Genomic DNA, 12811 nt, shown 5'->3' with positions numbered 1-12811 from the left:
GGCGCAAGGAGTACATAGATGGAAAATGTAGATATTTACTTGGGCGTTGGCATGTTCATCGCCATAGTATTGGTGTTGGTTTTCGTAATTATGTTTGCGAAGTCAAAATTGGTTCCTAGCGGTGACGTTAAAATCATCATCAATGATGATCCTGAAAACACGATTACCACTCAGCCAGGTGGGAAATTACTTGGTGCTTTAGCTGATTCAGGTATTTTTGTGTCATCTGCTTGTGGTGGCGGTGGCTCTTGTGGGCAGTGCCGTGTAGACATAAAAGATGGTGGCGGTGAGATTTTGCCAACAGAGCTTGATCACATTACTAAACGTGAAGCCAAAGAAGGATGTCGTTTGTCTTGCCAAGTTGCTATAAAACAAGACATGAAGATAGAGTTACCTGAAGAAGTCTTTGGTATCAAAAAATGGGATTGTGAAGTTGTTTCCAATAATAATGAAGCGACCTTTATCAAAGAATTAAAATTAGCGATACCAGATGGCGAGAGTGTTCCTTTTAGAGCCGGTGGATATATTCAAATTGAAGCGCCTGCGCATCACGTTAAATATAGCGATTTTGATATCCCTGATGAGTACCGCAAAGATTGGGAGCATTTTGGCTTTTTCGATGTGGAGTCTAAAGTTGACGAAGAAACAATTCGTGCATACTCAATGGCTAACTACCCAGAAGAAGAAGGGATTATTTTGCTAAATGTGCGTATTGCTACGCCGCCGCCAAATAATCTTAGTTTGCCTGCTGGTAAAATGTCGTCATTCATTTGGTCATTAAAGCAGGGTGACAAAGTTACTATTTCTGGACCTTTTGGTGAATTTTTCGCAAAAGATACTGATGCCGAAATGGTATTTGTAGGTGGAGGTGCTGGTATGGCACCTATGCGTTCGCATATTTTTGACCAACTTCGCCGAATTAAAACACAGCGTAAAATTACCTTTTGGTATGGCGCGCGTTCTCTAAGAGAGATGTTTTATGTTGAAGATTTTGACATGCTTCAAAATGAAAACGAAAACTTTAATTGGCATGTAGCATTGTCAGATCCCCAACCCGAGGATAATTGGGAAGGAGACACTGGTTTCATTCATAATGTACTGTTAGAAAATTATTTGAAGGATCACCCTGCACCAGAAGACTGCGAGTTTTACATGTGTGGTCCACCAATGATGAATGCGGCCGTTATCAACATGCTTAAAGATTTAGGTGTTGAAGACGAAAACATTATGTTGGATGATTTTGGTGGTTAAACGCTGAACGAATTCTAAAAGGGGCGTAAAGCCCCTTTTTTTATTATTAATTAATGGCATGAAATGCATATAAACATGAAATACTTTGTATTATTTATACTCACTATTCCAATATTAATATCTTGCGCTACAAGCAAGGTAACGGAGTTGTCTTTTACCGGAAGGACAATGGGAACAAGCTATTCGGTTAAGTATATTACTGACACAAAAAATTTACAGGCGATTGACACCGTTGGTATGCAAACTCAAGTAGACGAACTTCTGCTTGTGATTAACCAATTGATGTCGACTTATATAGCTGACTCCGAGTTAAGCCGCTTAAATAAAGCAAAAGCGGGTGTGCCAATAACCTTGTCAAATGAAACCGCATTGGTGATTCAACAAGCATTAGATATCTATGAACTTAGTGAAGGTAAATTAGACATCACGGTTGGTCCGTTGGTTAATCTTTGGGGGTTTGGGCCTAATCTTAAGCCTGACAGAGTTCCCACAATAGATGAATTAACCCAAATACAAGAATACATTGGAATAGATAAGTTTCGCATTGAAGGTAATGTATTGACTAAAGAACACGATAAAGTCTATATCGACTTATCTACCATTGCCAAAGGTTATGCTGTAGATCGATTGGCTCAACTGTTAGAGTCATATAGTGTGCATAGCTACTTAATTGAAATTGGCGGTGAGGTGCGTGTAAAAGGCAACAAAGGAAATGGAAAAGATTGGTTAATAGCACTAGAAAAACCGATTACCTATGAAAGAGCTGTTCAACGTATAATTACGATAGGTGATAATGCAATGGCTTCATCCGGTGATTACCGGAACTATTATGAGCTAGATGGACGTCGATATTCACATTTAATAGACCCTCAAACTGCACAGCCGATAGAACATAATTTGGCATCAGTTACGGTTGTTGCACAAAACGCTATGCTTGCAGATGGTCTAGCGACTGCTCTTATAGTGCTTGGTGCAAAAGAAGGGATTAGGGTAGCTGAAGAGAATCAGTTGTCAGCATTATTTATTACTAACGAAGATGGTGAATTTGTGGAATATAAAAGTTCTCAATTCATACAAAATGTAACAATAGTTAATTAGCAAGCTAACTAAAAGAGAAAAACATGAGTACATTTATTTTAGCCTTTGGCTTCTTTTTATTAATGAGCTTAGCAATGGCAGTGGGCTATATTTTTCAGAAAAAAGTATTTCTGGTTCCTGCGGTGGACTAGGAGCATTAGGCGTTGAAAAAGCGTGTGATTGTCCAGAGCCATGTGACCGAAAAAAAGCAAGACTAGAAAAGGAAGCTGCACGTCAAGCTAAGTTAGATGAGTGGAAAAAAGACCAGATTTTATAAGTTATTAGTCAGTTGTTATTTGCAAATTATACTGGTCAATTGTGGCTTTTAGTTTTTCTGCGTATGGGCGCCTTTTATTTATAACAAAATAAGTAGGCACCTTGAGTAAGCTCTGCGCTACTATATCGTCATCATTCACATCAACATAGTCCTTAAGATGATTCTGGTCCTTATAGTAATTATAGGGGCCTTTGTAGCTTATAAAGGCGCTTGTTTGTCCTCTGAAAAATATCGTAAATGCCTCTTTTGTATTTGGGGCATCGACAAATGTGTAGCCATTGTTTTCCATCACAGCTCTTTGACCGTTATAAGCATAACCATTAATAGCCGCAATAGTTTTACTGGTTCTATTTTTATGGGTATATAGCATGGCTTCCAATTCAAGGTAAGGTTCTTGTGAATATATTGCACGATTCTGAAAGGCACTAAGGTCTTTAATGCTTAAGGTAAGGTCGACTCTATCATTTGCAAAATTTCTGTATATTCTTGCCGGGGATGCACAATAAATGTTGAGCGTAGCAGGGTAGTCTTTAAATATCTCGTTTATGCGATCCACGGCTAAGCCTGAACATTGTCCTTGTTTATTTCTTACGGTGCGAGGGGGAAAGATGACTAAACCGATATTGATGATAACATCATCCTCGTTAAACTGAGTATCGTCTTGCGTACTTGCTTTCGCACTTGCTTGGCTGGATGCTAAAGCAGGATTCAAGATTGCTATAGCAATAGACGTGACAATGCAGATAAATAATTTATATAACATCAACTTACCTTATTTAGCTTCAGCTAATCATAGGCTGAATTGACAAAAAAGCCAACTTAATGCTCTTGATTGCTAGTGTTTTGGTTTTATATTCGCCATAATACTGTATAAATATACACATTATTATCATGATGAAAAAATTTATTCACATCGATATGGATGCTTTCTATGTATCGGTTGAGACTAGAGACAACCCAACGCTTTTGAATAAGCCTGTCGCGGTGGGAGGGAAGAGCTCACAAAGAGGAGTCTTATCAACGTGTAACTATATTGCTCGCCAATTTGGCGTTCGTTCTGCTATGCCAACCTCAATGGCGAAGCGCCTTTGCCCTCAATTGATAATAGTGCCTTAGTCGCATGCAAGTATATCAAGATGTCAGTAGTGAAATTCGCCATATCATGAATCAATATACTGATTTAATAGAGCCCCTATCTCTTGATGAAGCGTATTTGGACGTTACAGATAGCCACGATTTTTCTGGTTCAGCCACACTGATTGCTCAAGATATTCGTAAACAGATTCAAACACAGCTTGGTTTAACAGCGTCTGCTGGAATTGCACCGCTAAAATTTCTAGCCAAAATAGCGTCAGATCTCAATAAGCCAAATGGGCAATATTTAATTAAGCCTGATCAAGTGATGGCGTTTATTGATCAATTACCTCTCAATAAAATACCTGGCGTAGGAAAAGTAACCTATGCAAAATTAGAAAGACTTGGGTGGTTAACGGGGAAGGACATTCGCAACTTAGAACAAGCAACGGTTGTTGAACAATTTGGTAAGTTTGGTATTGGACTTTGGCATAAATGCAATGGTCGTGATACTAGACAAGTTGAAGTGTCTAGGATACGCAAATCGGTCGCAGTAGAGCGCACCTTTTCTACCAACTATGGGTCTTTAGTAGATCTTGAACATTACTTAGAAGATACTCTGTTGCCTGCCTTACAAAGTCGGGCACAGAAACATTTAGCGGTAAGGAAAATGAATAAAATCGGTATCAAATTAAAATTTTCTGACTTTCGACAAACGACAAAAGAAGCCAAGACTACCACTATTTCTATTGAAACTTTACGTCATCTGCTTGCGCAAGCATGGGATAGAAGGGAAGGAAAAGAAGCTAGGTTATTGGGCGCGTTTATCGGATTTGCTGATGATAATACTCAAGAGCAATTAAGCTTAGATTTGAAATAATGACAATGGCACAATACCTTGGGTATTGTGCCTCTATAAACGTTTGTTAATATCGTAGTGTTATAGGCTAGCAATCGTTTTAGACAAATCGGTAGTCGTTACCACTTTGGTGTCTTTAAATGTGTCTATAAAGTCTGATACGTCTTGACCATTACATTTAACATTAACGTTTTGAAGTCTATATACTTTTCGCGCTGCTCTTTCGCCCATTTCAACAGCCGCTACACAAAACTTAGATTCAAGAGATTCATCTAAAGCATTTAATGCAACAATTTGAACAGTAATATCTTCTTGGGTTGATACTGATGACTCAAAATATTTGTTGGCAAATTGATTTACGCTTAAACCATTGCATTTCACTGTTTCTTTGACGCGCGAGAAATTAATGTCGTTTTCCTTTGTGAAGCTTCTAACTTCAGTCATGCCGCCGTTAGCAGCAACATAACAAATTTGAGTTTCAACATTGTCATTAGTTTTGTTGAATTGAACATTCATCGCTTGTACGTTTAATGCGCTTAACGATAGTAAAGATGCGCTTGCTAATGTGAATAATTTCATTTTGTTTTCCAATAAATTTTAGGGGGTAATTAAGTTGCGCGCATTATGGAGAATTTCTCAGACAATGAAAGTGAATTGAGGTGTACAAAATCATACTTACTTATATATTTGTCATGCGGCGACTATTTAATGACTTTAAATAATCGCTCTAAGGCTTAATTTGCGATAGCTGCACGTAACTTGATACCTAACATTGTGCTATATCCTACGTCATTTGCGACAACGGCTAAATCTTCATTTAGTACATAATAAGTCGGATAAGCGCCAATGTTAAACGCAGCCTTATGTTCTTGTGTGCCAAGAAACACATCCCCTTGAACTTCGTTTTCATCAATGAATTGTTCAATCTCATGTATTGATTGGTAATCAAGCGCGATTCTTATCACGTGATATTTGGACGTATCTAAAATATTAAGATTATTGATGCTGTATTTGCAAACTGCGCACCATGGCGCAAAAAATACATGACGGTTTTCTTTTCTGACGGCATGATAGTCTTTACTTGACCATTGATACTCACGAAGTTTGTATAAGGAACCATCGTATTACCATCATCGGTCAATAAGTGTCGCTCTTGCCACGACATTATGGCAAAAAATACTAGTCCAATTATTCCCCACTCGACTATAAAGATTAAGCTTTTATAAAAAGGTTTTTGAGCTTTACTTTTGTTATCACTACTCACATATTTCTCGTTTCTTTGGTGTTTTTGCTATCCGCGTAGAAGTAGACCATAAAAGTACAAGTTTTATTGCTAAAGCTGTTAAGTTTCTGTTTTTACAGTACACTTAGCCCAAGATACCGTTAATCTATATTAAAAGGAAGATTTGAATGAATGCTATTAGTGCATGGTCATTTAATAAAATAGAAGACTTGAAACGAGCTGACATAGTCGTGGTTATTTCTCAGCACCCAAGCTGTTCGTTATTTTCTGATTTTGAAGCACGTTTTGCACAACTTAAATCTTTTGATGCAAGGGTAGGCAAAGAGCCTTGTGTCGTTCAAACAGATGTTCTTAGTTGCGGTAAGTACATGCATGTTCCTCTTCCCGATTTGAATAAAGATTATGCTGATGCCTCAGTATTTTTTGAGCTAGGAAAATCCTTATTGCATTGTTTAGAAGGTTTAGAGGTGTCTTCACCCGCTATTATCATTGAGCCGATAGCAAGTTTATCTACCGAAATGTTTAGTCATGCCCTTGAGCTAATTTATTTAGGCCTTGCACAGCAGCAATGGCAACCACTTGAAGCTAGAGAGCATTTTGCTAAAGGGCATCATACTGTGTTTGATGACAGCGAAATAGAAACCATTAAAGAAATAGGCCTATTTAATATTAGTGCAAAACAATGTCAGTTATTAATGGCAACAGAAAGAGGCAAGCGAATAGCACGAGATTTGTGCGGCACGCAACCTGAAAGAATGACCGCCCCCCAATTTGCTCAGTACTGTGAGCAAGCGTTTAAAAACACATGTGTTACGTGTGATGTAATTGATGATTTATCTGTTATTGAAAAGGATTATCCGGTTTTGTACAGTGTTGCTAGGGCTTCTGTTGAGGTCAAACGTCATCAGCCACGCATAATAACCTTATCCTATGAAGGAGAAGGCCCAATTGAGCAGACGTATTACTTTGCTGGGAAAGGAATTGTGTACGATACGGGAGGTGCTGATCTTAAAATAAATGGTGGTATGGCTGGCATGAGTCGTGATAAAGGCGGCGCAGCTGCGGTTGCCGGTCTTATGTATACTTTATCTATACTTAAACCCAAAGGTATCAAAGTCGTTTCTCAAATTGGCGCAGTGCGAAACAGTATTGGCGCTGAAGCGTATGTACCAGACGAGATCATCACAAGCCACGCAGGTGTGCGAGTTAGAGTAGGAAACACCGATGCAGAAGGACGGATGATTTTAGCGGATCTATTATCTCACCTAAGACTACAGGCTAAATTAGACAAAAATGCTCAGTTGTTTTCAGTGGCTACCTTGACAGGGCACGCAGCAATATCACTTGGCCCCTACACTGCACTGATTGAAAATAGGCCAGCCAAGGAAGCTAAAATCGCTCACAAAATATGTGAAGCAGGAGAGCTATGGTCAGATATGTGTGAGCAATCCTTATTGCGTAAAGAGGATTTTGATTTTATTAAACCGCAAACTAAAGCCGATGATGTCATATCATCCAATAACAAGCCCTCAGTGGCGACCATTAGAGGACATCAGTTCCCTGCCGCATTTCTTGTTGTTGCCTCTGGCTTAGACCAGCATGGTATAAATAGTGAATTGCCACTTGGATACACACATGTCGATATCGCGGGTTCAGGCGTAGAAAACCTCAATTGGCAACACGGTAAACCCACAGCTGCCCCTATCGCAGCTCTACTTAACGGTCTCATATTGAATACTTAAGATGAAAATAAAAACAGGCAAGTATCAGCATTACAAAGGGCCATATTACCAAGTGGTAGGAACATGTAGGCACTCTGAAGACGAATCATGGTTTGTTATTTATCGCCCTTTGTATGAGACAAAGGGCGTTAGTCAACAGCAAAACAATGACTTTTGGATAAGACCTTATGAAATGTTTACTGAACTTATTCATACAGAAGAAGGAAAAAAAGCTCGTTTCACCTATGTAAATAACGAGCTTTAATATTCTTGTCGCACTGATTGTACGTAATCAGTCAACGCGCTACTGTTGGTATACTCTTATGCCGTTGACGTATGTTTCGATGACTTCAATATCTCTAATTTCAGCCTCTGGTATTTGGAAGTAATCACGGTCGATAATAATAAAGTCAGCTTTTTTGCCGCTTTGTATTGACCCGATGATATCCTCTTGGAAACCAGCATATGCAGCATCTATCGTAAAGCCTTGTAGGGCTTGAACTCGAGAAACCTTTTCGCCAAGGAATCCAACCTTCAGCAGGTTCTTGAAGCGCATTTTGTCTGGTTACTGCGGCGTGAAGACCGTGAAACGGATTTGCAAGCTCCACAGGAAAATCTGAACCAAATGCTATTTTGGAACCTTGGGCTAAAAACGTTTGCCATGCATAGGCCCCTTTTAATCTTTGTTTACCAATTCTATCTTCTGCCATATTCATATCGCTTGTCGCATGAGTAGGCTGCATTGATGGAATCACATTATATTGTTTAAACAAAGGAATATCTTCCATGGCAACAACCTGTGCGTGCTCTATCCGATGGCGTGCTTTATTCTCAGGGAAAATTGTAAACGACTTTGCAAATTGCTCTAAAGCTAGTCTATTGGCTCTATCACCGATGGCATGAAAATTTAATTGGAAACCTGCCCCAATGACATTGTTAAATAGCATAGGTAATGTCTCTTCAGGCGTCACGAGTAAACCTGAATTATCAGGGTCATCACTATAGGGTGCAAGCAATGCTGCGCCTCGGCTACCTAGGGCTCCATCACCATAAGCTTTTACACTACGAATACTAAGTAATTGTTGTTCATCTTCATAAAAACCTTGCTTTAACATTTGTGCTAAATTGGGGTCTGTGGCAGCAATCATGGCGTAAATTCGCATGGGTAATTGCCCGCTTTCTGCTTGCTTGATAAAAAAGTCTCTTACCGCTTGTGATATGCCAGCATCGTGAGCACTAGTGATACCTAAGGACAATAAATGCCCAACAGCAGCTTCTAATTGAGCGACTTTTTGAGCTTCTTCTAACTTTGGCATAACAGCATAAACAAGATACTCTGCATTATCGATAAGCACACCAGTGGGTAGGCCATTTTCATCTTTTAATATTTCACCGCCTGAAGGCGAAATTGTATTTTCGTCGATACCTGCTAGTGCTAAGGCTTTACTATTTCCCCATCCAGCGTGACCATCTACACGAGATAACCAAACAGGAGTATCAGGTAATACTTTGTCGAGACTCTCTTTGCTAGGAAATTCTTTCGTCGGCCAAAGTACTTGATTCCATCCCCGACCAATCACCCATGTATTGTCGCCATCGACCTTTTGTGTATTAACGAAACTTAATACTCGTTGTACGGCTTGAGCTTCACTTTTTGTGCCGCGAAGATCAACTTCTAATAAGTTTGCCCCTAGACCAAGAATATGCCCATGAGCGTCAATGATACCCGGCATGACAGTTTTACCTGATAAATCAATTGTTTTAGCATCTTCATATGTGCCTGCGGCTTTACCAACCGCAACAAACTTATCATCTTTTACGACAAACTCTGAAAACTGTACTAATTTGCCTTCCGCATTTAGCGTATAGCCATTTGCGTTAACGAATTTTGTGGTATTTTCTTGAGCGATAGTAGGGCTCGTTGCTGCTAGATAAGAAAATGCTAGGCAAGCAAACGCCAGTATAATAGAACGGTTGGAGCAAAAACGATGAACTTCGTGTGTAAATACAAGACAAGCTTTTAGATAAGTGTGCATGTTGTCTATCCTTTTTAATTATAGTAAGTGTGCAAAGTTTAGGTTAATGAGGGAGGTTGACACAAATAATCAGTTTCCCATATTTTTGCCATACTCTGACTTGAGATGTTACCACCAGAAATGATGACCAATAGTTTTTGACGCTCTTTGGGTTTATGTTCATTTAACCAGTCAATTACGCCTTGCATGGTCATTGCGCAAGTCGGCTCAATATGTAATTTCAATAAATGGTGTAGCCACTGAGTCCAATAAGCAATAGCAGGTTCGTCAACTTCATAGAAAGCATCAAGCTTTTGTAAGTACTTGAACGTTATTGGACCAACTGATGGAGTTGCAGCACCGTCTGCTAGTGTTGTAGGCGGGCCATCCAAAGGCATTATTTTGCCTGCGCGCAATGAGTTTGCAGCATCATTAGCAGCTAGCGGTTCTACACCCACAACTTGCGCCTTAGGTTGTAAGTACTTGCTAACAATATAGCTGCCAGAGACCAATCCCCCTCCGCCACAAGGAGCAAATATGGCATCGATATTATCAAGCTCGCGCAGTGCCTCATAACAAGCTGTTCCTTGACCAGCAATGATATCAACATCGTTATAGGGAGGAATCCATAATGTACCTTGTTCGGATGCTGCTTTGGCCACCGCTGCGTCTGCATCTATGCGTTTATCATACTTGATTACTTTTGCCCCGTAAGATTGCGTTGCAGCCGCTTTAATCGGGGAAATATTGCTAGCACAGTAAATGGTGACAGGGATATTATAGTAGCGTCCAATATAGGCAACTGCTTGTGCGTGATTGCCAGAAGAGTTAGCCACGATGCGTTTGGGTAAATTATTCTCTTGTGCTCGCTTTGCAATCACATTGCTGGCGCCTCTTAGTTTAAAGGCGCCAGTGGTTTGTAAACATTCTGCTTTAAAGTAGATGTCATGGCCTAGCCAATTATTCAAACGTTGGCTACTGACGATAGGCGTTGTTTGAACTATATGGGCTATGCGTTTATAAGCAGACTCAATATCTTCAAATTCAATCATGTTATTGCTCTGGTACCAAGTGCTTATCAAAGAAATTAGTGACCGTGTGATACAAATGAATCCCCGTATTTTTACCTCTAATACCATGCTTCTTACCTGGGTAGTCCATTACTTCAAAAGGAATAGCTAAGTCTTGTAAGTGTTTATATAGCATGGTGCTATGAGTAAAGAGCACATTGTCATCGGCCATACCATGATAAATTAACAAATCTCCTTTTAAGTCTTTTGCATATGGAAAGACACTAGCGGCGTCGTATAACTGTGAAAGCTCACGTGGGTCACCCATATAACGTTCCGTATAATGAGTATCATACAATCGCCAATCAGTTACGGGTGCTCCTGAGACGCCTGCAGCAAAGTGTTCGCCAGCTTTAAACATGGTCATTAATGCCATATACCCACCATAGCTATGGCCATATACGCCCACTCTTTGGCTGTCAATATAGTCAAAACTGGATAAGTATTGCACGCCGGCTACTTGATCTTTGACTTCAATATCACCCATCTTATGATATATGGGATCTTCAAATGCTTTTCCACGGTAATTCGAACCGCGGTTATCTATGCTAAATACCACATAGCCCTTATTTACCCAATGTTGCATTAACAGCCCGCGGTTACCGCCCCATCTATTTGTTACCACTTGTGCAATAGGACCGCCATACAAGTAGACAATAGAAGGACGTGGGGTATCAATGTTAGTAGGCTTGTATAATCGATAGTGCAAGGTAGTATCGTCTTGCGTTGTAAACGTACCAAACTCAGGCTCTATCCAAGTGCTCATATAGGGCGCTAAAGGGTGCTGTTGATCAACCTTGTTTTCGTTGAGCCACGTAAGTCGTTCGCCATCTTTGCTGTGCAAACTTACTTGAGGTGGTGTATTTGTATTTGAACGTGTTTTAACAAAGATGCCACCATCTTTGCTAAATACGACATTGTTGAACCAGCCCAACTGTGTGATTCTTTTAATACCACCGGTTTTCATATCGAGCGAGTATAAGTGACTTTCTAGCACGGTATCTTTGCGGCCAGAAAAATACAGGGTACTGTCTGTTAGAGCCTTTATATTTTCTACGACCCAGTTTCCTGTTGTCAGCTGCTTGATTAGCTTGCCATTGCTTTGATACAAATAAAAGTGTTTAAATCCATCTCGCTCAGATGCCCAAATAAACTGATTATCATTTGGCATAAAATGCAGATCAAAATGCAGATTGACCCAAGTTTTACTGGTTTCAGTTAGCAGTGTACTAGTCGAATTACTTGTCGTATTAAAAAGCCGAAGATCTAGGTTTTTTTGGTTGCGACTTTGCACTTGATAGCTTACTTCATTAGCATTCATCCACTTTACGCGTGCTAGATAAATATCTTTGTTGTCGCCTAAATCAATCCAAGTTGTACTATTTTGTGTCAAATCAATCACAGCTAATTCGACCGTGACATTGTTGGTTCCAGCTTTTGGATACTTTTGCTCAATAGTCGCAATTCGGTCAGCATAAATTTCAGAACGTGTAATAGTCACTACCTTGCTCTCGTCGACTTTCGTAAAAGCAATTTTACTTTCATCAGGTGACCACCAATAGCCTGTCATGCGACTCATTTCTTCTTGTGCAACAAATTCAGCCATGCCAAATTTGATATCTCCTCCACCATCGCTAGTAATGACTTGTTCTTTTTTTGAATCAATATGCTTTATGTATAGGTTTTGCTCGCGTATGTAAGAGATATAGTTCGCTTTGGGTGAGAATTTTACATCTGTTTCAAATTCTGGCGTATCAAGCAATTGAATTGCGCCCTTGCTACCAATTTTGTGATAATACACATCACCACCAAGCGGAAACAGTAAGGCACTGCCATCATTTGACCAAGAATATTCGACAATGCCACTGCCGGAAAGACGCATACGTTCGCGACGCGCTTTTTCTTCATCTGATAAGGTTTCATCTGAACTAAGAAGCTCATCAGAATCAAAAAGCATCCGAGTTTTTCCACTTTTTATGTTGTATTCCCATAAATCAAAGCGTTCATAATCGCTTTGTTTACCGCGCAAAAATGTGACTCGTTCCCCATTCGGAGCGACTTTTATGTTTCTGACAGTACTGCCAGATAAAGCAGGGGATTGATAAATTCGTTCTATACTCAAATTCTCTTTGGCATTGGAATTAAAAGTGAACACAAGTAGTGATAAAAAAACTAAGAAAGGTCTATTCATTTGTTATTATTTATTGATATGTTACGTGCACAT

Annotated in this window: 12 protein-coding genes and 2 pseudogenes; 7 read left to right on the top strand and 7 right to left on the bottom strand. The window is 39.7% G+C overall.

Features of this window, described 5'->3' with window-relative positions; translation table 11 throughout:
* The first annotated feature begins 18 nt into the window (after nt 1-18).
* From nqrF to nqrM, 3 genes and pseudogenes are all read left to right on the top strand, one after another.
* Nucleotides 19-1251, top strand: coding sequence for an NADH:ubiquinone reductase (Na(+)-transporting) subunit F (gene nqrF / locus ACZ1G6_RS11935; RefSeq protein ID WP_472616493.1), 1233 nt, complete (start codon nt 19-21; stop codon nt 1249-1251).
* Between the two features lie 75 nt (nt 1252-1326).
* Nucleotides 1327-2349 (top strand): FAD:protein FMN transferase, encoded by a 1023-nt coding sequence (locus tag ACZ1G6_RS11930; RefSeq protein ID WP_472616492.1) that lies wholly within the window; start codon nt 1327-1329, stop codon nt 2347-2349.
* A 23-nt stretch (nt 2350-2372) separates the two neighbouring features.
* A pseudogene (nqrM, locus tag ACZ1G6_RS11925) lies at nt 2373-2605 on the top strand ((Na+)-NQR maturation NqrM).
* A gap of 4 nt (nt 2606-2609) precedes the next feature.
* On the opposite strand, the gene ACZ1G6_RS11920 reads toward nqrM, so the two are convergent.
* Complete coding sequence (locus tag ACZ1G6_RS11920) at nt 2610-3368, bottom strand: substrate-binding periplasmic protein (protein ID WP_472616491.1); 759 nt, start codon at nt 3366-3368, stop codon at nt 2610-2612.
* 128 nt (nt 3369-3496) lie between these two features.
* On the opposite strand from ACZ1G6_RS11920, the gene ACZ1G6_RS11915 reads away from it, so the two are divergent.
* Nucleotides 3497-3721, top strand: a complete 225-nt coding sequence (locus ACZ1G6_RS11915) for a Y-family DNA polymerase (RefSeq protein WP_472616490.1) — start codon at nt 3497-3499, stop codon at nt 3719-3721.
* Between the two features lie 4 nt (nt 3722-3725).
* On the top strand, nt 3726-4559 hold the full coding sequence (gene dinB, locus ACZ1G6_RS11910) for a DNA polymerase IV (protein ID WP_472616489.1): 834 nt from the start codon (nt 3726-3728) through the stop codon (nt 4557-4559).
* 60 nt (nt 4560-4619) lie between these two features.
* Here dinB and ACZ1G6_RS11905 read toward each other — a convergent pair whose 3' ends face one another.
* The 3 genes from ACZ1G6_RS11905 to ACZ1G6_RS11895 form a co-directional block, all read right to left on the bottom strand.
* Nucleotides 4620-5117 (bottom strand): DUF3718 domain-containing protein, encoded by a 498-nt coding sequence (locus tag ACZ1G6_RS11905; protein ID WP_472616488.1) that lies wholly within the window; start codon nt 5115-5117, stop codon nt 4620-4622.
* A 155-nt stretch (nt 5118-5272) separates the two neighbouring features.
* Nucleotides 5273-5503: a hypothetical protein gene (locus ACZ1G6_RS11900; protein WP_472616487.1), complete on the bottom strand. Its 231-nt coding sequence runs from the start codon at nt 5501-5503 to the stop codon at nt 5273-5275.
* A gap of 17 nt (nt 5504-5520) precedes the next feature.
* Nucleotides 5521-5802, bottom strand: coding sequence for a hypothetical protein (locus tag ACZ1G6_RS11895; RefSeq protein ID WP_472616486.1), 282 nt, complete (start codon nt 5800-5802; stop codon nt 5521-5523).
* A gap of 146 nt (nt 5803-5948) precedes the next feature.
* Between ACZ1G6_RS11895 and ACZ1G6_RS11890 the strand changes: the two genes are divergently transcribed.
* Both ACZ1G6_RS11890 and ACZ1G6_RS11885 read left to right on the top strand, forming a co-directional pair.
* Nucleotides 5949-7523: a M17 family metallopeptidase gene (locus ACZ1G6_RS11890; RefSeq protein WP_472616485.1), complete on the top strand. Its 1575-nt coding sequence runs from the start codon at nt 5949-5951 to the stop codon at nt 7521-7523.
* 1 nt (nt 7524) lies between these two features.
* Entirely contained in the window at nt 7525-7767 is a 243-nt protein-coding gene (locus tag ACZ1G6_RS11885) for a DUF1653 domain-containing protein (RefSeq protein ID WP_472616484.1), read from the top strand.
* Between the two features lie 39 nt (nt 7768-7806).
* Here the strand turns inward: ACZ1G6_RS11885 and ACZ1G6_RS11880 are convergent.
* The 3 genes and pseudogenes from ACZ1G6_RS11880 to ACZ1G6_RS11870 form a co-directional block, all read right to left on the bottom strand.
* Nucleotides 7807-9538 (bottom strand): annotated as a pseudogene (locus tag ACZ1G6_RS11880) (amidohydrolase).
* 38 nt (nt 9539-9576) lie between these two features.
* Complete coding sequence (locus ACZ1G6_RS11875) at nt 9577-10569, bottom strand: serine/threonine dehydratase (RefSeq protein WP_472616483.1); 993 nt, start codon at nt 10567-10569, stop codon at nt 9577-9579.
* A 1-nt stretch (nt 10570) separates the two neighbouring features.
* Entirely contained in the window at nt 10571-12778 is a 2208-nt protein-coding gene (locus tag ACZ1G6_RS11870) for a S9 family peptidase (RefSeq protein WP_472616482.1), read from the bottom strand.
* Nucleotides 12779-12811: the final 33 nt, after the last annotated feature.

Source organism: Glaciecola sp. HA4-3 (genome assembly GCF_055693685.1).
This window is presented reverse-complemented; position numbering and strand designations above follow the sequence as displayed.

What these genes read in the sequence shown, in the direction of transcription:
- nqrF (WP_472616493.1), top strand. Translation starts at nt 19, where the DNA reads ATGGAAAATGTAGATATTTACTTGGGCGTTGGCATGTTCATCGCCATA.
- ACZ1G6_RS11930 (WP_472616492.1), top strand. Translation starts at nt 1,327, where the DNA reads ATGAAATACTTTGTATTATTTATACTCACTATTCCAATATTAATATCT.
- ACZ1G6_RS11920 (WP_472616491.1), bottom strand. Translation starts at nt 3,368, where the DNA reads ATGTTATATAAATTATTTATCTGCATTGTCACGTCTATTGCTATAGCA.
- ACZ1G6_RS11915 (WP_472616490.1), top strand. Translation starts at nt 3,497, where the DNA reads ATGATGAAAAAATTTATTCACATCGATATGGATGCTTTCTATGTATCG.
- dinB (WP_472616489.1), top strand. Translation starts at nt 3,726, where the DNA reads ATGCAAGTATATCAAGATGTCAGTAGTGAAATTCGCCATATCATGAAT.
- ACZ1G6_RS11905 (WP_472616488.1), bottom strand. Translation starts at nt 5,117, where the DNA reads ATGAAATTATTCACATTAGCAAGCGCATCTTTACTATCGTTAAGCGCA.
- ACZ1G6_RS11890 (WP_472616485.1), top strand. Translation starts at nt 5,949, where the DNA reads ATGAATGCTATTAGTGCATGGTCATTTAATAAAATAGAAGACTTGAAA.
- ACZ1G6_RS11885 (WP_472616484.1), top strand. Translation starts at nt 7,525, where the DNA reads ATGAAAATAAAAACAGGCAAGTATCAGCATTACAAAGGGCCATATTAC.
- ACZ1G6_RS11875 (WP_472616483.1), bottom strand. Translation starts at nt 10,569, where the DNA reads ATGATTGAATTTGAAGATATTGAGTCTGCTTATAAACGCATAGCCCAT.
- ACZ1G6_RS11870 (WP_472616482.1), bottom strand. Translation starts at nt 12,778, where the DNA reads ATGAATAGACCTTTCTTAGTTTTTTTATCACTACTTGTGTTCACTTTT.